This is a genomic window from Rhodococcus sp. OS5, from assembly GCF_056837585.1.
In genome coordinates, this window is sequence record NZ_CM166368.1 from 5,116,749 (window position 1) to 5,134,749 (window position 18,001).

An 18,001-nucleotide genomic window follows, 5' to 3' on the forward strand; every position below is an offset into this window, starting at 1 on the left:
TCTGCGCCGCGCCCCTATAGCTCAGTTGGTAGAGCTACGGACTTTTAATCCGCAGGTCGTAGGTTCGAGTCCTACTGGGGGCACAAACACAGACCCGGCGCCTCATTCAGAGGCGCCGGGTCTTGTGCGTTCATGCCACATCAATTCGTGCCACATCAATGCATCAGCAGGTCATCGAAGCAGGAACTCGAGGGTCACGCGCTCGAATGCCTCCTTGGCTTCGATCATCACCCAGTGCCCGCAGTTCGGGAATACATGCAGTTCGGCGTTCGGAATCAGTCGCATCGGAATCATCGGCATGTCCGGTGGACACTGCCGATCATCGAGCCCCCATGTCAGCAAGGTCGGGCATTGCACCTTGTGCATCATCGACCAGTACGGCGGCACATCCGAGTTGGACATCATCTGCTGCTGAGCGGCAAAGGCTTTGGATCCGTACATCGCGGTCAATGCCTGGTGCGAGGCCGGATCGTTGGCCGTTTGCCATCGTTCCTCGATCCGCTCCTCGGTGATCACGGATCTGTCGTAAACCATGCACTCGAGCCAGCGAACCAACTTCTCACGGCTGGGAGCGTCGGCGAATTCCTGGAGGAGACGCGTACCTTCGCTCGGGTTCTGACTGAAGATGTTCGGGCCCACGCCTCCGATGGTGACCAATCTGCGGACGCGGTCAGGGAACCTCATCGCGACGTTGACCCCGACAACTCCGCCCTTCGAATTGCCGATCATCGCAGCGGATTCGATTCCCAGCGCATCCATGAATCGAACCACCGCCGAGGTTGCCGTGAGAACTGGATGACCGTCGACGGGATCGCTCACGCCGAACCCCGGGAACTCGAGGAGGTAGCAGTGGAAGTGCTTTGCGAACACCTCGAGGTTCCCCCGGTAATTCCGCCATCCACTCACGCCGATCCCGGAGCCGTGCAACAGGATCAACGGCGGACCATCGCCCGCCTCGTGATAGCGCAAAGTCCCCCTGTCGGTAGCGACTTCGCGTTTGGTCCCTTCGTAAGTCACGTCCATACCGCAAGATTAGAACGTGTTACAGATTTGCGACGGCTGATTGCGGAACTTCGCAATCACTGTCAGAAGCATCCCCCGCTGCCTCGACGCCCACTGCGATTCGTGGACTTCTGCTCGCTCGGTTTCGACTTCCCCGTCCCGGCCTTCACACACCGGTTGGGGCGCCGCACCTGCTCGAAGTGCCCGGCGCTCACCACATGACCGGCCACGCTGACCTTGACCGGCGCATCCGCGCGGGCGGTTCCGACTTGCGCCGATCCCAACGTCAGGGCGCAAGCAGCCACAACGACCAGCGCTACCTTCTTCGAGATCTTCATATGCACGGCCACTTCGACACGGGTCCACTCCAGATGCTGAACAGGTGCGCGCACCGAAGGAACACGCTCGGCGTCGACGATATTCAGTCAGGGTGGCCGGCCGCGATCCTTTTGCTCACCAGCATCTGAACAGTCGACGACAAAAGTTTTGGCGGCACGTCAACATCCCGAGGGCGTCAACGAGCCGACGCCCAACGTACGCACCGTTACTGAGAAATCCGTAAATCCGGGCAACCACACAGCGACGGGCGTGGACGTTCGCGTTTGGACTCGCTACGCCACAATCAAACGCCGAACCGCCTCGACTGCCGCCTCCCGACGTCGAGGGATGGAACGAGACGACTTGAGCGCGAGCATCCGGGCGATATCCGTGATCAGCAGGATCAACTCCGTGGGATTCCACGCGGGGTCGATGTGTCCCTCGAGCTGCCCCTTGCGGATTTCCGCAACTTTAGGCCGGAAGGTCTTGCTTCGTATGTCGTCCTCGCTCATGACGTCCGGCGCTTCGAGATCCGCCCATTGCTGCAATCGGGCGTTCTCGGGATGGGCAACGTAGTTGTCGAAGAGGCGACCTGCATAGCCCGGCAAGTCGTCACCTCGAAGTGCTGTCTCCGCTGTTGTTTCGGACGTCCACTGTTCGGTCACGGCAGCGAACAACTCTTCCTTGCTTGCGAAGTACGCATAGAGGCGGTCTTTGCTGGCACGCGCTTGCGCGGCGATCCGATTGATCCGCGCGCCGGCCAACCCGTACGTGGCAAATTCGTCCTTTGCGGCCGCCAGAATGCGGTCCCTCGTAGCTTCCCCTGCTGAGCGCATGTTCACAGCCTAGAACGAATCGACCGTTGCCGAACCATCCGGTTCGGCGTAGCGTGCAGAGTTGACGAACAATTTGGTTCGCGAACAAGTCGTGCCACTTACCGTCAACTCGAGGAGAGACATGAATCTCGACGAAGCCCGAACTGCTTTCGCCCGGCTCCGTGCTGCGGAAAGTGGTGTATCACCAGCAGAACTCGACGAAGTGTGGGCCGCGCTGGAAACCGTCGCCGCCGAAGAAATCCTCGGCGAGTGGAAGGGTGACGACTTCGCCACCGGTCACCGGCTTCACGAAAAGCTGTTCGCGAGCCGTTGGTACGGCAAGACCTTCAACTCGGTCGAGGACGCCAAGCCGTTGATCTGCCGAGACGAAGACGGCAACCTCTATTCCGACGTCAAGGGCGGCAATGGCGAAGCAAGCCTGTGGAACATCGAGTTTCGTGGCGAAGTCACGGCAACGATGGTCTACGACGGTGCGCCGATCTTCGACCACTTCAAGAAGGTCGACGACTCGACACTGATGGGCATCATGAACGGAAAGTCGGCGCTGGTTCTCGACGGTGGGCAGCACTACTACTTCCTGCTCGAGCGAGCGTGATTCGCGCCGAACAGAATTCGAGATCCTCCATGCAGATGACAGCGGCGCTCTCACACGGCCCGCACTCCCCCTTCACACTCGACACCGTTGAAATCGACGAACCCCGCGCAGACGAGATCCTGGTTCGCATCGTCGCTACCGGCCTGTGCCACACAGATCTGTTCACGAAGTCGGTGCTACCGGAAAGGCTCGGCCCCTGCGTGTTCGGGCACGAAGGGGCGGGGGTGGTCGAGGCCGTCGGCTCGTCGATCGACAGCATTGCGCCCGGTGATCACGTGTTGCTGAGCTACCGCAGTTGCGGTATGTGCAGGCAGTGTCTCAGCGGCCATCGGGCGTACTGCGAAAGCTCACACGGGCTCAACAGCTCTGGCGCACGCACCGACGGCTCGACGCCGGTCCGGCGAAGCGGAACTCCGATACGGTCCGCATTCTTCGGCCAGTCCAGCTTCGCGGAATACGTCATCGCCACTGCCGACAACACCGTCGTCGTCGATCCTGCAGTGGACCTGACCGTCGCGGCTCCCCTCGGCTGCGGATTTCAAACCGGCGCGGGTGCCGTGCTGAATCTACTTCGCCCCGAGCCCGACTCGACGTTTGTCGTCTTCGGAGCCGGCAGCGTCGGACTCGCAGCGCTACTGGCAGCGAGGGCTGCCGGCGTTTCCACCCTGGTCGCCGTGGACCCCGTTGCGCAGCGGCGCGCACTCGCCGAGGAATTCGGCGCCGTCACTGTCGATCCGACCACCGAGGACGCGGTCGAAGCAGTACGCGCCGCCACCGACGGAGGTTCGACACATTCCCTCGACACCACCGGAATCGGCTCCGTGATCAATCAGGCCGTCACATCACTTCGAGCACGGGGAACACTGGCGGTAGTCGGACTCGGAGCGTCCACGGTCGAGATGAACATGGCCGACATCATGCTGAGCGGAAAGACAATTCGAGGATGCATCGAAGGAGAGTCGGAAGTCTCGACGTTCATCCCCGAACTCGTCGAACTCTTCACTGGTGGCCGGTTTCCGATCGACCGCTTGGTGACGCGCTACGCCTTCTCCGACATCAACAAAGCCGTCGAAGATCAAGCGTCGGGGCGCGTCATCAAACCCGTTCTCGTGTGGTGAGGGGCGAAATGTCTCATTCGTCGACCCGACGGAATTCGCCCTAGACTGCGCTCCTGCACTAGACGTCGGAGCAAGGTGGGGACGATGACAGAACACACCAGTACAGGCGCGGGCCACGGCCGGGCCGTAATGCCGATCATCCGGATGCGCGCACGCAGCCGCGACGAGGACCATCGAGCATCGACGCCACTCGAACTGTTCTTCGACCTGTGTTTCGTGGTTGCAGCCGCACAGGCCGGAGTTCAACTGGTGCATGCTGTCGCCGAGGGCCACTACGCCGACGGCATCGCCGGCTATATGTTCGTCTTCTTCGCGCTGTGGTGGGCGTGGGTGAACTTCACCTGGTTCGCGTCTGCCTACGACACGGACGACGTCCCCTACCGGGTCGCGACCTTCGTACAGATTTGTGGCGTGCTCGTCTTCGCCGCCGGAATCCCTGACGCATTCGACGGAACCGACCGTACGACGGCCATCGTCGGCTACCTCATCATGCGAATTGCGCTCACCTGCCAATGGCTTCGAGCCGCCAGCGGTGAATCCGGTGCAGCGCGAACCACTGCTCTGCAATATGCCGCCGGGCTCGTGATCGTCCAGGCCGGCTGGATCGTGCTGCTCCTGATGCCGGCGTCGGCGTGGATTCCGGGCTTCTTCGTTCTCATGATCGCCGAACTCGCGGTGCCGGCGATCGCCGAACGCAACCACCAGACGCCGTGGCACCCGCATCACATCGCCGAACGCTACGGCCTCTTCACCATCATCATGCTCGGCGAAACCATCGCTGCCGCCACCATCGCGGTCCAATCCGGCATCCGGGATTTCGACGCCGCCGATCTACTGATTCCGATTGCCGTCGGCGGAGTTCTGATCGTGTTCTCCGCGTTGTGGATCTACTTCGCCGTCCCGATCCACGAGTACCTCGCAGACCAAGGCAATCGCGCCGTCCTGTTGTGGGGATACGGGCACTACTTCGTATTCGGATCCGCTGCGGCCATCGGCGCCGGCATCGAAGTAGCCGTCGAGGAAGCAGTTGGCGAAGCGCACATTTCGACGTTCGCAGCATCTGCCGCGGTCACGATTCCGGCCGCGATGTTCCTGATCTTCGTGTGGCTCATGCATTCACGCCACTTCAAGCGCGACAGGATCGAGCAGGCCGTTCTACCGGTGAGTGCAATCCTGGTTCTCGCCTGCACATTTGCCGGACACTGGGCTGTCCCGCTCGCCGGACTGGTGGCGGCGGGAACCGTCGGAGTCGGTGTCGGCCTGAGTACTCGGTCGAAGAGCTGACTCAAATTTCCGGAGCCGGAGCCTCGCCCTTGCTCTGCGGCTCGTGCTGCTTGAGCTCACCGCGCATCTTGTCGAGATCCTTTCCACGCTTTTTGTACATGTAGCCGAGCGCGACAAGTCCAAGGAACAACGCAACGCCCAGGACGGCACCGACAACGGATGCTCCGCGGAATCCGGGGCCGTCGACGTCGAGGATCCGCTCGCCGGCATGCGCAGCGTTGTTGTTGCCGAGAACAACTGTCAGAGAGAGCAGATTCGGCAGCGCGAAGATCACACCCAACGCGAGAGCCGTGATCTGCATGATTCGAGCATGCTTGCGCTTGCGCACCTGCCAGACCGCCCGGAAGAAGATGAGCGGGACCAGGGTGCACACGAGACCGAACAGCAGCCCCCACGCGATTCCGGCGCTGAAACTGCCGTTCGCCAACGACGCAATGCGCTGCGCCCACCAACGCGGAAGGAAGGCGGCAAGGATGAAGTAAGCGATGACCAGGACCACCGCCATCACTGCGATCCCGATGGCCTTCTTCGCCCACGGCGGCATGCCCGGTTTTGCGGTGGCCGGTGAAGTTTCCGGTGTCGTCATGACAATTCCTCGTCTAGTCGGCGTCTGTACTGACGAATCTATCCGTTACGGGCGTTCCTCATCCGCATCGAGAACGATCCGGGCAAGCCGCTTCGGCGCAACGAGGGTGAACGAGGTGTAGATCCACTCCTCCAGTTGCGACCATTTCTCCTCGGAAACGTCGGTGCCGATGTCGAGTGCAACCCACCCGTGTCGACCGAGTCCGTAGCCCGCAGCACTTGCGCCTGGTTCGGTGGCCACCACCGCTTCGGCTTCCTCCTTGCTCAGCTTGACGGTCAAGGAGGTGGCTTCGAGGTTGCAGAACACGAAGTTCTTGCCGCGGACCCGGAACGTCGGGTGGCCGTCCCACGCTTCGATGTCGACGCGCTCCGCTTCCGGCAGCGACAGCGAGATCTCTTCGAGTCGACGCATGTTGTCGGGCATGGAGACGATTCTGCACGCTCGATACCGAGCTTGACACCCGCGACACAGCTAGGCTCGGCGACGACCGCGTCACCGAACTCCGAACACAGGGAGACTGGCATGCGCACGTTAGTTCATCTCGTTCTGCTCATTTGTGGAATCGCCGTTGCCGTCGGCTCGTTCACGTACGTACTGGCCGGGGTCAAACCCGACAACGTTCGCCTCGAGGACCTGCGGGACGGCTTTCCGGCAGGGTGGGCAATCGAGCAACTCGGCGATCAGTCCGTGACCTTCTACCGGTCGATGGCGATACTTCTGCTCGCCGCCGCCGTATTGATTCTGATCGCCGCATTGTTCGGTTCTCGCATCGCAGCATGGATCGGAATTATCGTGGGATTGGGGACTCTTGGCACGTTCTACTACCGCGTGAACGATCAGTTCGACAATGTCATCAGGGAAAACTACTCCACGATCCTGACAAATCAGACAGGCTTCATTCTGACGGCCGGCGGACTGATTCTCGCTCTCCTAGCGTGCCTGGTCCCCCGCGAGAAGACCCGAGCCTGACCGCTCGGCAACCAGAGGGTTACCGTCGACGCCGACATTCACTAGTGTCTGCAACAGCCGGGTACTGACGAGTAGTACCCCAGAAGAGGTAGGGCATCAATGGCATCGCTTGACGACCTTCTATCCCAGATCCCCATCGACCAGATCGCGCAGCAACTCGGCGTCGACCAGGCAACTGCCGAATCGGCGGTCAAGACTGCACTTCCGACCCTCGTCGGTGGCCTCGGCGCCAACGCGCAGGATCCCGCCGGTGCAGCCTCGCTGGAAAGCGCGTTGCAGTCTCACGCCGACACCAGCCTTCTCGACGACGGCGTCGACATCAGCAAAGTCGACACCGCTGACGGTCAGAAGATCGTCTCGAACATCTTCGGCGGCAACACCGATCAGGTCGCCAGCGCACTGGGCGGTGTCGGTGGCGGCGGTGGAAACGATCTGGTGAAGCAGTTGCTGCCGATCCTCGCTCCCATCGTCCTGGCCTACCTCGCCAAGCAGTTCACCGGTGGCGGTGCCGGCGCGCAGACTCAGGCCTCCGGTGGCGGCGGGCTCGGGGATCTCCTCGGCGGAATTCTCGGCGGCGGCGGCAATTCCGGCGGCGGCATCGGCGGCGCACTCGGCGGCATCCTGGGTGGATCCGGTGGCGGCGGCCTCGGAGACCTGCTCGGCGGCCTCCTCGGCGGCGGCAAGAAGTAAGACGCTCGACAGAACGCACTGCGGCGATCCCGTTCGGGGTCGCCGCAGTGCTCTGTTCAGTCAATCGTCGAAGATCGAAACATCCTCAGTGACAAGGCAAACGCAACCAACAGCAGCGCGCCCACAAAAGTACTGACCCCGACCCAACCGCCACCCGCGTATGCAAGACCCGCGAGGGCGCCCGCCACGGACGAACCCGCGTAGTAGGCAAACAGATACAACGCCGACGCCTCGGCCCGGTGATCGGTAGCGATCAGCCCCACCCAACCGCTGTCCACCGAATGTGCGGCGAAGAATCCTCCGGTGAAGAGCAGCATCCCCACGAGCGTCAACGCCAGATTGTCCGGAACGGTCAGTGCCAGGCCGATACCGATGACGACAACCGACCCGAGCAGCACGCTGCGCCTACCCAGTCGGTCAGAGGCCCCGCCGGCTACCGCCGAGGTGAAAGTTCCGGCAAGGTAGAAAAGGAACACCAGGCCCACAAGCGCTTCAGGAAGGCCGAAAGGTGCTGCCGTGAGCCGAAACCCGAGGAAGTTGTAAATCGAAACGAAGCCGCCCATCAGGATGAATCCCAAAGCGAAGAGTGTTCGCAGCGACGGGTTCGCAAGGTGGCGTCGTAGATTCGACGCGATCGTGCGCGCCGATATCGGTTGCGGGCGAAAGAACTTCGACGCGGGAAGCCGCCGGATCATGTTGAGCGCGAACAATGCCGACAGCGCGGACGCAGTCAACAGCGCCCAACGCCACGTACTGAAATCGACGACGGCCGACGGCACGAGCCGTCCGATCAGCCCACCGATCGTTGTGCCGGCGACGTACCTTCCCATCGCTGCACCGAGGTTCTTCCGATCGACCTCCTCGGCCAGATAGGCCATCGCCACCGCCGGGACACCGGCCAGAGCCAATCCTTGTGCTGCGCGTCCGACCAGCAGAACCTCGATCGTCGGACTCAGCGGCAGAAGTAAACCGATCACACAGGACGCCGACGCCGACGCGATCATCACCCGCGTGCGACCGAAGCGCTCGGAGAGCGCACTGGCCGGAATGATTGCCAACGCCAACATGCCCGTCGTCGCCGAGACGGACAGCGCAGACACCGCAGGCGAGACGTGGAAGTCTTCGGCGAACGCAGGCAGCAACGCCTGTGCCGCGTACATCGAGATGAACGTCGACAGCCCGGCCGCGAACAACGCAACGGTCACGGTTCGATATCCCGATGTTCCGCGGCGAAGCGGCATCACTTCGGATTCGATCACATTCTCGACAGTCACCACGTACCTCCAGGCATCACTTACCTCCGGCAAGAATCCTCCCGCCCCGACTTGGCAAAAGAAAATGCATAAACTTGGTGTTCTATATGCTCTGGGGGTATATAGATTGGGTTCGTGATGCTGACCGAAGACCTCGAATGGTTTGTCGTGCTCGCCGAAACCCAACAGGTGACCGCTACCGCGAATCTGACTCACCTGTCGCAGCCGACCCTTTCGCGCAAACTCGCTCGCCTCGAACGACAGATCGGCGTGACACTCTTCGACCGTCAGGGACGCCGACTCGAACTGAACCGGTACGGCGAGATCCTCTATCGACATGCTCGCATCGCACTGCGTGCCCTCGACGCCGCGCAGACCGAAATCCAGTCGCTGGCGAGCCCCGAGAGCGGCACGGTCCGACTCGACTTCCTCCACTCGTTCGGCACCTGGTTGGTGCCGCACATGCTGCGCGGATACCGCGTCGAGTATCCCGGAGTGCGATTCGAACTGCATCAGGACAGCGCGCAGTTCCTGGTCGACAGAATCGCCGCCGGCACGTCCGACCTGGCCGTCGTCTCGCCTCAGCCGCGCGATCCGCAGGTGGCGTGGATGCAGATCGCCCAGCAGTCACTGGCATTGGCTGTTCCGGCTGATCATCGCTTTGCGAAGTTGCATTCGGTCGAGCTTGCGGACGCGGCCGACGAACCGTTCATCGGTATGCATCCGAACTTCGGGATGCGAAGAATTCTCGATGAACTGTGCGCGGCCGCAGGATTCACTCCGAATTTCGTCTTCGAGAGCAGCGAGCTGGCAACGGTCGGCGGACTGGTCTCCGCGTCCTTCGGTGTCTCGGTCATGCCGGTTCAGGATCCACCGATCTGGGCCGAAGGAGTCGTCTATGTACCGATCGAAGGAGCACAGCGAAAAATAGGGCTGATCTGGTCGAAGAGTCGCAAGCTGTCCGATCCCGCCCGGACGTTCCGCGACTACGTCGAAAGAACGACTTGGTAGTGAAAGTGCCCCCGGATAACTACGGATCGGTAACATCCCTCGAGGGGAGCAATTTTCATGCCATTCTTTTCAAACCTACGGTGCCGTAGGCTGGGGCGAAGTCGCGCATTCACTCAACATGGAGGCAAGAAATGACGAGGATTCTGACGCAGCTGGAGCTGCTACAAGAGCTGCAGCCGGTTGCCGAGGAGAACGTCAACCGCCACATCTCCATGGCCAAGGAATGGCATCCACACGACTACGTTCCGTGGGACGAGGGCCGTAACTTCGCAGCCATGGGCGGCGAAGACTGGAGTCTCGAACAGTCACAACTCGGCGAGGTAGCTCGCGCCGCGATGATCACCAACCTGCTCACCGAGGACAACCTGCCGTCGTACCACCGTGAGATCGCCGAGAACTTTTCGCAGGACGGTGCCTGGGGAACGTGGGTCGGCCGGTGGACCGCCGAGGAGAACCGCCACGGCATCGTGATGCGTGACTACCTCGTCGTCACGCGCGCAGTCGACCCCGTCGAGCTCGAGCGCTTCCGCATGGAACACATGACAAACGGTTACAGCGCACCCATCGACGAGGGCGACGCCGGCCTGCTGCACTCGGTCGCCTACGTGACCTTCCAGGAACTCGCGACGCGCGTCAGCCACCGCAACACCGGCAAGGCCTGCGACGAGCCGATTGCCGACAAGATGCTTCAGCGCATCGCCGCCGACGAGAACCTGCACATGATTTTCTACCGCAACATCTGCGCCGCCGCGCTCGATCTTGCTCCCGATCAGGCGCTCAAGGCTGTGGCGAACATCGTCCAGAACTTCCAGATGCCCGGTGCCGGCATGCCGAACTTCCGCCGCAACGGCGCCCTCATGGCCAAGCACGGCATCTACGACCTTCGCCAGCACCTCGACGAGGTCGTCTGGCCTGTCCTGCGTAAGTGGAACATCTTCGAGCGCAACGATTTCAGCGCCGAAGGCGAGAACACGCGCGAAGAGTTGGCGGCCTTCCTCGAGACACTCGCCGCCAACGCGACGAAGTTCGAGGAACAGCGCGATCGCATGCTCGCACGCGAAGCCGCCAAGCGCGAACAGCAGGCTTCTTAGTTTCACCAGCTATTCTGTGCCCGGTACCGGATTCGGTACCGGGCACTTCCAATTGTCACAAGTATTTGTTCAGAGGTAGACATGTCATCCCTTCGTATCGGTTCACTCGAGCTGCACAGCCCCGTGGTCCTCGCACCCATGGCGGGCGTCACCAACGTCGCCTTCCGCACGCTGTGCCGTGAACTCGAACTCGAACGTGCAGGCAGCACGTCCGGGCTCTACGTCTGCGAGATGGTCACCGCCCGCGCGCTCGTCGAACGCCAACCCGCCACGATGCACATGACCACGTTCGGTCCGACCGAAACGCCCAGGTCGCTGCAGCTGTACACCGTCGACCCGGATACGACTTACGCCGCGGCCAAGATGATCGTCGACGAGAACATGGCCGATCACATCGACATGAACTTCGGCTGCCCGGTACCCAAGGTGACCCGCAAGGGCGGTGGATCGGCGCTACCGTACAAGCGTCGACTGTTCGGTCAGATCGTCGCGGCAGCCGTGCGCGCCACCGAAGGCACCGACATTCCGGTCACCGTCAAGATGCGCGTCGGCATCGACCCCGAACATCACACGCACCTCGACGCCGGCCGGATCGCCGCAGCTGAAGGCGCCGCTGCCGTCGCACTTCACGCACGTACCGCGTCGCAGCGCTACTCCGGCACTGCTGACTGGAACGAGATCACGCGCCTCAAGGAACACGTCACCGACGTGCCGATCCTCGGCAACGGCGACATCTTCGACGCCTCGGATGCTGCCCGCATGATGAACGAGACCGGCTGCGACGGCGTCGTCGTCGGACGCGGCTGCCTCGGACGGCCATGGCTGTTCGCGGAACTCAGCGCAGCTCTCAACGGACAACAGATCGCCACGCCGCCGACGCTCGGCGAAGTCACCAAGATCATCGCCCGTCACGCCCAACTGCTCGCCGCACATCACGGTGAAATGAAGGGTCTGCGCGAACTTCGCAAGCACGTCTCCTGGTACATGCGTGGGTTCCCGGTCGGATCGGATCTGCGGGTCTCGATGGCTCTGGTCAGCACGTTGTCCGAACTGGACGATCTGCTCGGACAGCTCGACCACGACGTCCCGTTCCCCAAGGACGCCGAAGGCCCGCGCGGACGCCAAGGCTCACCCGGTCAGGTAGCACTCCCGGAAGGTTGGCTCGACGATCCCGAAGACGACCTTGTGCCGGTGGGAGCTGACATGATGCACTCTGGTGGCTAGCGAAAACACGCCGTCGGATTACTCACATCACTTTCTGAGTGAAGCACTCAGGATTCACCAGTAATATGGCTCCAGCTTCGTCGACAACCGGTTGACGCCGGCATCTGAATGACGAGTTACTGACAGTCGACGACGGGACAGGTTGCATCGGTGGGTGATGATCACGATTCGGGCCCACCTCCGCCCGAGAGCCGCGCCCCCTGGGAACGTCCGCTCGCAGACAAGCGCTTCCGCAACGCCCGACCGGACCAACCGGCAACGCCCCAGCGCCCTGCCACACCCCAGCGACCAACACCGCAACCACCCAGTCCCCCGGAGCGTCGCAGCAGTGGACGTACCGGGCGACGGGACTCGCCTCCGACCGACGACTCTGTTTCGGTCGCCGAGTTGGTCCGTCGGGTAGGCGACAAGAAGCCGCCACCAGCCCCGGCTACGCCGCCCAAGCCGGCGCCGAACAAATCCGTACCACCCAAGACTCAATCTTCAGCAGCGTCGTCGCCGCCCCCCGCCCGGCCGATTCCCGCCCGTCCGACCGTTCCGCCCGCCGCTGCGGACTGGATCACCGAAGAACATCCCGTCACCTCCGCAGTGCCGCGGGTAGTCGGTGACACCGGCGCCACTCGTCTGGCGCAAAGCAAGATTCGCCGCCGCCATCGCGCAAAAGTGATCGGCCGATCGGCAGTAGCGTTCCTGGCCGTCATGTCTCTCGCATTGACCGGCGTCGTGTGGGGCTATCTGCGCTCGGTCGAAGGCGGATTCGATCAGATTGCGGCACTCGACACCGAGTCCGACGACATCATCGACGCCGGTGGTCAACTCGGCGACGAGACGTACCTGATCATCGGCACCGATACCCGCGCCGGTGCGAGCGGTGAGATCGGCGCCGGAACCGTCGAAGACGCCGAAGGCGCCCGAGCCGACACGGTAATGCTGGTGAACATTCCCGCGGACCGAAGCCGCGTCGTCGCCGTCTCCTTCCCGCGTGACCTCGACGTCGAACGTCCGATCTGTCAGGGATGGGACAACGACGCCGGCAAGTACACCAGCGAAACCTTCCCGGCAGCGAGCGGCGACAAACTCAATGCGACGTACGCACTCGGTGGCCCCAAATGCCTGGTCAAGGTCATCCAGAAGATGTCCGGCCTGAAAATCGGGCACTTCGTCGGAATGGACTTCGCCGGTTTCGAGCGCATGGTCGACACCGTCGGCGGTGTGAACGTCTGCTCCCCCGGACCGATCGAAGACGGCATCCTCGGAACCGTCCTCGCCTCCGGCGGCACGCAGATGCTCGACGGCCGTACCGCCCTCAACTACGTGCGTGCTCGCCACGTCGAAGCCGAGGGCAACGGCGACTACGGGCGCATCACCCGTCAGCAGAAGTTCCTGTCGGCGCTGCTCCGCTCGGCCCTGTCCAACCAGGTCCTCCTGAATCCGAGCAAGCTCAACGGATTCATCAACGCCTTCACCAGCGACACGTTCGTCGAAAACATCGACACCAAGTCACTGGTCACCCTCGGTCGCTCGCTCCAGAACGTCGACGCAGGCGCGGTCACGTTCTTGACGGTCCCCACGGACGGCACCAACGACTGGGGCAACGAGATTCCTCGCACGGACGAGATCAAGTCCCTCTTCCAGGCGATCATCGACGACGATCCGCTTCCGGGCGAAGAGCGCGAGGACACCACACCGTCGTCGACCAGTTCCACGACAACCGCTCCTACGTCCAGCACGCCGCCGGCCGCCACTTCCGTCGAGGCAATGAGCGCCTACAACATCTCGGTCGACGTCTCCAACGCGTCGGGAATCGCCGGGCAGGCCGCGACGATCGCCGACAGCCTCGCGGCTTACGGTTTCCAGATCTCCACGGTCGGTAACTTCAGCGCAGCCACCGGCCTGGCGAATGCTCAAGCGTCGACCACCGTCGTGCGCTACGCCGCAGGTTACGAGGCTGAAGCGGTGACGGTCGCGTCGTCGATTCCCGGCGCGGTTCTGGTTCTCGCTCCGAGCATGGGAGACATGATCGAGGTCGTCGTCGGAAGCAATTTCGCCGGCACCGTCGTCGCCCCCGCGGACCCGGGAACCATCCTGGCGGCAAATCCGACGTCGGTCGACACCAGCACCTCGACGGCTCTGCCCGCCGACATCGCCAGCGTCAACGCCGGCGACACCACCTGCGACTGACACGCGTTCATTCACCTTGCGTTCACCTGGTGCTTGTGACTTGGTCTTTCACGGCACGTAGGCTCTGACCTCATGCGCGTGGCTTACAACGAACAGATGACCGAGCTTGCAGACACGCTCGGCGAGATGGCAGGACTGGCAGGTGCCGCTATGGAGCGCGCCACCCAGTCCCTGCTCCAGGCAGACCTGTCCCTGGCAGAACAAGTAATCGGCGAACACGACAAGATCACCGAACTCAGCACCATCTGCGAGGAGCGCGCGTTTGCGTTGCTCGCCTTGCAGGCTCCCGTTGCCGGAGATCTGCGCTCGGTGGTCAGCGGAATCCAGATCGTCGCCGACATCGACCGCATGGGCGCACTCGCCCTGCACGTCGCCAAGATCGCGCGCCGCCGACATCCCAACCACGTGCTTCCTGAAGAGGTCAACGGCTACTTCGCCGAGATGGGACGCATCGCTGTCTCCATCGGTGCGGCCGCCAAGGTCGTCCTCGAGACCCGCGACCCCGAGCGCGCTGCCCGTCTGCGCGAAGAAGACGAAGCGATGGACGACCTCCACCGCCACCTCTTCACCGTCCTCATGGACCGTGAGTGGAAGCACGGCGTTGCCGCCGCAGTCGACGTCACGCTGCTCGGCCGCTTCTACGAGCGATTCGCCGACCACGCCGTCGAGGTCGGCCGACGTGTCATCTTCCTGGTGACCGGCAAGCTGCCCGAAGAGCCCGAAACCACCGAGAAGGTCGACAACCTCACCTCGTACCCGGATCTCTGAACTACCCGGATCTCTGAACCCAACCGTCCACGTGAGTAAAAGGCGGCCGCGCACTTGCGCGGCCGCCTTTCCTATTCAGTTCTCGTGCAACCAGGTTTCCAACGTGGGTCCTGCAGTTGTGGATCCCGGCGCGGGCAGCAACGCCCCACCCTTCATCGCCTTACCCGCTCCCGGCATCGAGATCGGGATCAGCCACTTACGTCGGCCACGGTATTTCAAGATCTCGCGCGTCATGGCCGGGATCTCGAGGACCTCGGGCCCGGCCAGGTCCGGAGCCCTCCCGGTCGGACCGTTCTGAGCGCAGGTCACGAGCGCCTCGGCGACGGTCTTCGCTGCCACCGGTTGTGACCGCATCCGGGGAACCATCGCGACCGGCCCCAGCCCGAAGAGCGCGATCGTCTTCTCGCCGAACTCGAACCACTGAGTGGATCGCAGGATCGTGAAGGGAATACTCGACGCTTCCACCGCGCGTTCCTGCGCAGCCTTCCCCTGGTAGTAACCGAAGGACTTCAATCGCGGATCGTCGCAGTTCACGATCGAGAGCAACACGTGGTGCTTCACGCCGGCCCTGGCTTCGGCCGCGGCGATGTTCTTCGCTGCCGTCTCGAAGAACTCGATCGCCTTCCTCGCACCGTTGGTGACATGATCACTCACGTCGACGACCACGTCGGCGCCGGAAAATGCTTCGTCCAACCCGGCACCCGTAGAGATGTCGACTCCCGTCGATCGAGCGGCAGCGACCACGTCGTGGCCCCCTGCCTTTGCCTGCTCGACGACCAGCTTTCCCATCTGGCCGGTTCCGCCCAGAACAACAATTCGCATGATGCCTCCGTCAAACCTGTGCGCCCGGCTCTCTTCGGCCTGGTCACATACTGGACGACGCAGCCTCCCGAAGTGTGACGGTAGGGCGAATCAGTCGGTGTACTCCTGCGAAACTCGCCCACGCCACTGCGACCAGATCGGATCCAACGCTGCGCTCGCCTCGTGTGCGTGATCGGCAACGGCCCGTGCCAGCATCCCTGCTCCCGCCAGCGGCGTCACGTGCCCTTCGACGTCGTCGGTAGTCTTCATCCCCAACAGCATGGTCGTACCGAGCACGCGATGGCCACCGAGAATTCCCGGCAGCGAACGGCCCGGCACGCTACGCAGGTCGAGAGTTTCCACGAGCAGCGCGTCACCGTCGACGGTAATGCGCTGATCCGAGCGAAGGGCACCGCCGGTTTCGCCGGTCCGGCCGAACACGATCATCTCGTCGAGCAGCGCAACCGCATCGGATTCCAGTGAAATATCCACGCGCCTGGTCACATCCGCGCCGCCCGCGACGACAAACGGTGCCGCGCGCCAGATCAGCGCCGCACCGGCGCCGACGCTCGCCGAAGCCGACCACGACGCCCGGCCGCCACGCGCGTTGTACGCGACGGTCCCCGACGGCTCGATCACCTCGAGGCACGTACCCGGAGCGACTACGAATTCGATACGCAGGTCGTCGCCGGCCAGCAGCGTTGCACTGTGCCCTACCAAGGCAATTCGCACGGTGAGCCCGCGAGCGTCGACGAACCGCGGGGCCAAGAAGTCGCCCGAGATCAGCTCTCGCGCAACAGCGGTGTCACCCACTCTCTCGACGACGACCCGCGTAGCTCCAGTGCGCATCAGTGAGCGTGAGAGTGGCTGTGCCCGTGACCGTGACCGTGGTCTTCTTCATCGGCATGGAAGTGCGGCGCCATCGGCCCCGGATCCTGCGGGGTGTGACTACCCGCGCGATGAGATGCGATGACCTGGCGGAGCCACGCACTGAGCTGGTCGATCGTTGAGTGATCCTTCTGGCTGAGCGCGAGAACGGGAAGTCCGTCACGCGCGGCCGTGGCATCGGCAACCATCTGGACCGCGTCGACGTCGACGTACGGGGCCAGGTCGATCTTGTTGACCACCAACAGATCTGCCCGCTCGATTCCGGGACCGCCCTTGCGTGCGACGTCTCCGCCGCCCGCGACGTCGATGCAGAAGATCTGGGCGTCGACCAGTGCCGGGCTGAACGTGGCGGTCAGGTTGTCACCGCCGCTTTCCACGATCACCATGTCGAGGGGATGGAACTGACGCTCGAGGTCTTCGACCGCAATGAGGTTCGGCGTGACGTCGTCACGAATAGCCGTGTGCGGGCACGCACCGGTCTCGACTGCGACGATGCGCTCGATCGGCAGAACGTTGGCCGCGCGCAACAGTCGCGCGTCCTCGTCGGTGTAGATGTCGTTGGTGACCACCGCGATCTCGTACTCCGCCGCGAGTTCGCGGCAGATGGTGGCGATGAGGGTGCTTTTGCCGGTGCCGACGGGGCCGGCAACGCCGAGCCTCAAACCTCTTGCAGCAGTGGTGGTGTTGTTCAGGTTGTCAAGCACGGAAAATCCTCCTGGATCGAGCGTGGTGTTCGAGTGACCATTGTTCGACCAACGGCCCTGTTGTTGCGGGTATATCTGCGACGCCCTCGACGGCTACGGCAGCCGCGGCGACGGTTTCGATGGTCGGGGCTGCTCGGAGCAACCATTCGACCGGTTCTGCCGGATCCACCGGCAGTAGCTTCAATGCCGCCGACGCCACCGTTTGGGCGTCGTCGTACAAACAAGATCTGGCTGCCTGTAGGTCGTCCATCCCGGAGACCGCCGTGAAGACGCCCAACGCGAGCGGACGCATCGGATGCCCAGGCAGCGCCATGAGCATCTGCACCGCGGGGTGCTGCGGCCACAATCGCGACGCCAGTCTCGCCAGCCCACGGCCGAGCTGAATCGACGCCTCACGCAGCGGTGCGCTGGGAGTCCGAGCGAGCAGTTCCCTCGAGATGTCCTCGAGTTCGCCTGCACTACCCTCACTTACGGCCCAGCGGCGCGTGACCACCGTTGAAGCGGCCTCGACAAGTCCGACTGTTTCGAGTCGACCGCGAATGAAGTCAGGGACCTGACTCTGCAGGAGTCCGCCCGCCAGTGCCGGTTCCAACCCCGACGAGTGCGCGTGACCGCCGGTAGGCAGACGCCCATCTGCCAAGAGCATCGATGCTATCTCGGCAGATGCCGTCTCGATCGACAT

At 63.0% G+C, this 18,001-nt stretch carries 20 protein-coding genes and 1 tRNA gene; 11 read left to right on the forward strand and 10 right to left on the reverse strand.

Annotated elements, in window-relative coordinates:
* Positions 1-10: 10 nt before the first annotated feature.
* Positions 11-83, forward strand: a tRNA-Lys gene (locus tag ACVZUB_RS23760).
* Positions 84-171: 88 nt separating this feature from the next.
* On the opposite strand, the gene ACVZUB_RS23765 is transcribed toward ACVZUB_RS23760, so the two are convergent.
* The 3 genes from ACVZUB_RS23765 to ACVZUB_RS23775 form a co-directional block, all read right to left on the reverse strand.
* A complete protein-coding gene (locus ACVZUB_RS23765) occupies positions 172-1,023 on the reverse strand; it encodes an alpha/beta fold hydrolase (RefSeq protein ID WP_054780996.1) in 852 nt (283 codons plus the stop codon).
* 62 nt (positions 1,024-1,085) lie between these two features.
* Positions 1,086-1,394: a hypothetical protein gene (locus tag ACVZUB_RS23770; RefSeq protein ID WP_136470805.1), complete on the reverse strand. Its 309-nt coding sequence runs from the start codon at positions 1,392-1,394 to the stop codon at positions 1,086-1,088.
* Positions 1,395-1,613: 219 nt separating this feature from the next.
* Positions 1,614-2,156: a TetR/AcrR family transcriptional regulator gene (locus ACVZUB_RS23775; protein WP_030535258.1), complete on the reverse strand. Its 543-nt coding sequence runs from the start codon at positions 2,154-2,156 to the stop codon at positions 1,614-1,616.
* A gap of 121 nt (positions 2,157-2,277) precedes the next feature.
* On the opposite strand from ACVZUB_RS23775, the gene ACVZUB_RS23780 reads away from it, so the two are divergent.
* From ACVZUB_RS23780 to ACVZUB_RS23790, 3 genes are all read left to right on the forward strand, one after another.
* Positions 2,278-2,751: a DUF4334 domain-containing protein gene (locus tag ACVZUB_RS23780; protein WP_047271067.1), complete on the forward strand. Its 474-nt coding sequence runs from the start codon at positions 2,278-2,280 to the stop codon at positions 2,749-2,751.
* A 29-nt stretch (positions 2,752-2,780) separates the two neighbouring features.
* Entirely contained in the window at positions 2,781-3,869 is a 1,089-nt protein-coding gene (locus tag ACVZUB_RS23785; RefSeq protein ID WP_047271204.1) for an NAD(P)-dependent alcohol dehydrogenase, read from the forward strand.
* 84 nt (positions 3,870-3,953) lie between these two features.
* Positions 3,954-5,153 (forward strand): low temperature requirement protein A, encoded by a 1,200-nt coding sequence (locus ACVZUB_RS23790; protein ID WP_075834255.1) that lies wholly within the window; start codon positions 3,954-3,956, stop codon positions 5,151-5,153.
* 1 nt (position 5,154) lies between these two features.
* Here ACVZUB_RS23790 and ACVZUB_RS23795 read toward each other — a convergent pair whose 3' ends face one another.
* Positions 5,155-5,739, reverse strand: coding sequence for a hypothetical protein (locus ACVZUB_RS23795; RefSeq protein WP_003940111.1), 585 nt, complete (start codon positions 5,737-5,739; stop codon positions 5,155-5,157).
* 45 nt (positions 5,740-5,784) lie between these two features.
* Positions 5,785-6,162, reverse strand: a complete 378-nt coding sequence (locus tag ACVZUB_RS23800; RefSeq protein ID WP_020908916.1) for an MmcQ/YjbR family DNA-binding protein — start codon at positions 6,160-6,162, stop codon at positions 5,785-5,787.
* Between the two features lie 99 nt (positions 6,163-6,261).
* Between ACVZUB_RS23800 and ACVZUB_RS23805 the strand changes: the two genes are divergently transcribed.
* On the forward strand, positions 6,262-6,708 hold the full coding sequence (locus ACVZUB_RS23805) for a hypothetical protein (protein WP_054780998.1): 447 nt from the start codon (positions 6,262-6,264) through the stop codon (positions 6,706-6,708).
* A gap of 99 nt (positions 6,709-6,807) precedes the next feature.
* Positions 6,808-7,398, forward strand: coding sequence for a DUF937 domain-containing protein (locus tag ACVZUB_RS23810; protein WP_003940105.1), 591 nt, complete (start codon positions 6,808-6,810; stop codon positions 7,396-7,398).
* 56 nt (positions 7,399-7,454) lie between these two features.
* Here the strand turns inward: ACVZUB_RS23810 and ACVZUB_RS23815 are convergent, their stop codons facing one another.
* Positions 7,455-8,639: an MFS transporter gene (locus ACVZUB_RS23815; protein WP_198035717.1), complete on the reverse strand. Its 1,185-nt coding sequence runs from the start codon at positions 8,637-8,639 to the stop codon at positions 7,455-7,457.
* 147 nt (positions 8,640-8,786) lie between these two features.
* Here ACVZUB_RS23815 and ACVZUB_RS23820 point away from each other — a divergent pair, with 147 nt between their 5' ends.
* The 5 genes from ACVZUB_RS23820 to phoU all read left to right on the forward strand — a co-directional run bounded on the left by ACVZUB_RS23820 (position 8,787) and on the right by phoU (position 14,926).
* Positions 8,787-9,662 (forward strand): LysR family transcriptional regulator, encoded by an 876-nt coding sequence (locus ACVZUB_RS23820; RefSeq protein WP_081558351.1) that lies wholly within the window; start codon positions 8,787-8,789, stop codon positions 9,660-9,662.
* Between the two features lie 131 nt (positions 9,663-9,793).
* The gene (locus tag ACVZUB_RS23825; protein WP_003940492.1) at positions 9,794-10,753 is read left to right on the forward strand and encodes an acyl-ACP desaturase; all 960 of its coding nucleotides are present in this window, start codon (positions 9,794-9,796) and stop codon (positions 10,751-10,753) included.
* 81 nt (positions 10,754-10,834) lie between these two features.
* Positions 10,835-11,977 (forward strand): tRNA dihydrouridine synthase DusB, encoded by a 1,143-nt coding sequence (gene dusB / locus ACVZUB_RS23830; RefSeq protein WP_003939756.1) that lies wholly within the window; start codon positions 10,835-10,837, stop codon positions 11,975-11,977.
* A gap of 150 nt (positions 11,978-12,127) precedes the next feature.
* On the forward strand, positions 12,128-14,158 hold the full coding sequence (locus tag ACVZUB_RS23835) for an LCP family protein (RefSeq protein ID WP_042451384.1): 2,031 nt from the start codon (positions 12,128-12,130) through the stop codon (positions 14,156-14,158).
* Positions 14,159-14,230: 72 nt separating this feature from the next.
* Positions 14,231-14,926: a phosphate signaling complex protein PhoU gene (gene phoU / locus ACVZUB_RS23840; RefSeq protein WP_003940130.1), complete on the forward strand. Its 696-nt coding sequence runs from the start codon at positions 14,231-14,233 to the stop codon at positions 14,924-14,926.
* A gap of 75 nt (positions 14,927-15,001) precedes the next feature.
* Here phoU and ACVZUB_RS23845 read toward each other — a convergent pair whose 3' ends face one another.
* The 4 genes from ACVZUB_RS23845 to ACVZUB_RS23860 all read right to left on the reverse strand — a co-directional run bounded on the left by ACVZUB_RS23845 (position 15,002) and on the right by ACVZUB_RS23860 (position 18,001).
* Positions 15,002-15,748 (reverse strand): SDR family oxidoreductase, encoded by a 747-nt coding sequence (locus ACVZUB_RS23845; RefSeq protein ID WP_081558352.1) that lies wholly within the window; start codon positions 15,746-15,748, stop codon positions 15,002-15,004.
* A gap of 90 nt (positions 15,749-15,838) precedes the next feature.
* A complete protein-coding gene (locus ACVZUB_RS23850; protein WP_232329909.1) occupies positions 15,839-16,576 on the reverse strand; it encodes an urease accessory protein UreD in 738 nt (245 codons plus the stop codon).
* Entirely contained in the window at positions 16,576-17,319 is a 744-nt protein-coding gene (ureG, locus tag ACVZUB_RS23855) for an urease accessory protein UreG (protein WP_003939705.1), read from the reverse strand. Before ureG ends, ACVZUB_RS23850 begins: the two co-directional genes overlap by 1 nt.
* The gene (locus ACVZUB_RS23860; protein WP_007733855.1) at positions 17,312-18,001 is read right to left on the reverse strand and encodes an urease accessory protein UreF; all 690 of its coding nucleotides are present in this window, start codon (positions 17,999-18,001) and stop codon (positions 17,312-17,314) included. The genes ureG and ACVZUB_RS23860 overlap by 8 nt, the downstream gene beginning before the upstream one ends.

Excerpts from the sequence above, each read along its gene's own strand:
- ACVZUB_RS23765 (WP_054780996.1), bottom strand. The coding sequence starts at position 1,023 with ATGGACGTGACTTACGAAGGGACCAAACGCGAAGTCGCTACCGACAGG.
- ACVZUB_RS23775 (WP_030535258.1), bottom strand. The coding sequence starts at position 2,156 with ATGCGCTCAGCAGGGGAAGCTACGAGGGACCGCATTCTGGCGGCCGCA.
- ACVZUB_RS23780 (WP_047271067.1), top strand. The coding sequence starts at position 2,278 with ATGAATCTCGACGAAGCCCGAACTGCTTTCGCCCGGCTCCGTGCTGCG.
- ACVZUB_RS23785 (WP_047271204.1), top strand. The coding sequence starts at position 2,781 with ATGCAGATGACAGCGGCGCTCTCACACGGCCCGCACTCCCCCTTCACA.
- ACVZUB_RS23790 (WP_075834255.1), top strand. The coding sequence starts at position 3,954 with ATGACAGAACACACCAGTACAGGCGCGGGCCACGGCCGGGCCGTAATG.
- ACVZUB_RS23795 (WP_003940111.1), bottom strand. The coding sequence starts at position 5,739 with ATGACGACACCGGAAACTTCACCGGCCACCGCAAAACCGGGCATGCCG.
- ACVZUB_RS23800 (WP_020908916.1), bottom strand. The coding sequence starts at position 6,162 with ATGCCCGACAACATGCGTCGACTCGAAGAGATCTCGCTGTCGCTGCCG.
- ACVZUB_RS23805 (WP_054780998.1), top strand. The coding sequence starts at position 6,262 with ATGCGCACGTTAGTTCATCTCGTTCTGCTCATTTGTGGAATCGCCGTT.
- ACVZUB_RS23810 (WP_003940105.1), top strand. The coding sequence starts at position 6,808 with ATGGCATCGCTTGACGACCTTCTATCCCAGATCCCCATCGACCAGATC.
- ACVZUB_RS23815 (WP_198035717.1), bottom strand. The coding sequence starts at position 8,639 with ATGCCGCTTCGCCGCGGAACATCGGGATATCGAACCGTGACCGTTGCG.
- ACVZUB_RS23825 (WP_003940492.1), top strand. The coding sequence starts at position 9,794 with ATGACGAGGATTCTGACGCAGCTGGAGCTGCTACAAGAGCTGCAGCCG.
- dusB (WP_003939756.1), top strand. The coding sequence starts at position 10,835 with ATGTCATCCCTTCGTATCGGTTCACTCGAGCTGCACAGCCCCGTGGTC.
- phoU (WP_003940130.1), top strand. The coding sequence starts at position 14,231 with ATGCGCGTGGCTTACAACGAACAGATGACCGAGCTTGCAGACACGCTC.
- ACVZUB_RS23845 (WP_081558352.1), bottom strand. The coding sequence starts at position 15,748 with ATGCGAATTGTTGTTCTGGGCGGAACCGGCCAGATGGGAAAGCTGGTC.
- ACVZUB_RS23850 (WP_232329909.1), bottom strand. The coding sequence starts at position 16,576 with ATGCGCACTGGAGCTACGCGGGTCGTCGTCGAGAGAGTGGGTGACACC.
- ACVZUB_RS23860 (WP_007733855.1), bottom strand. The coding sequence starts at position 18,001 with ATGTCGATCGAGACGGCATCTGCCGAGATAGCATCGATGCTCTTGGCA.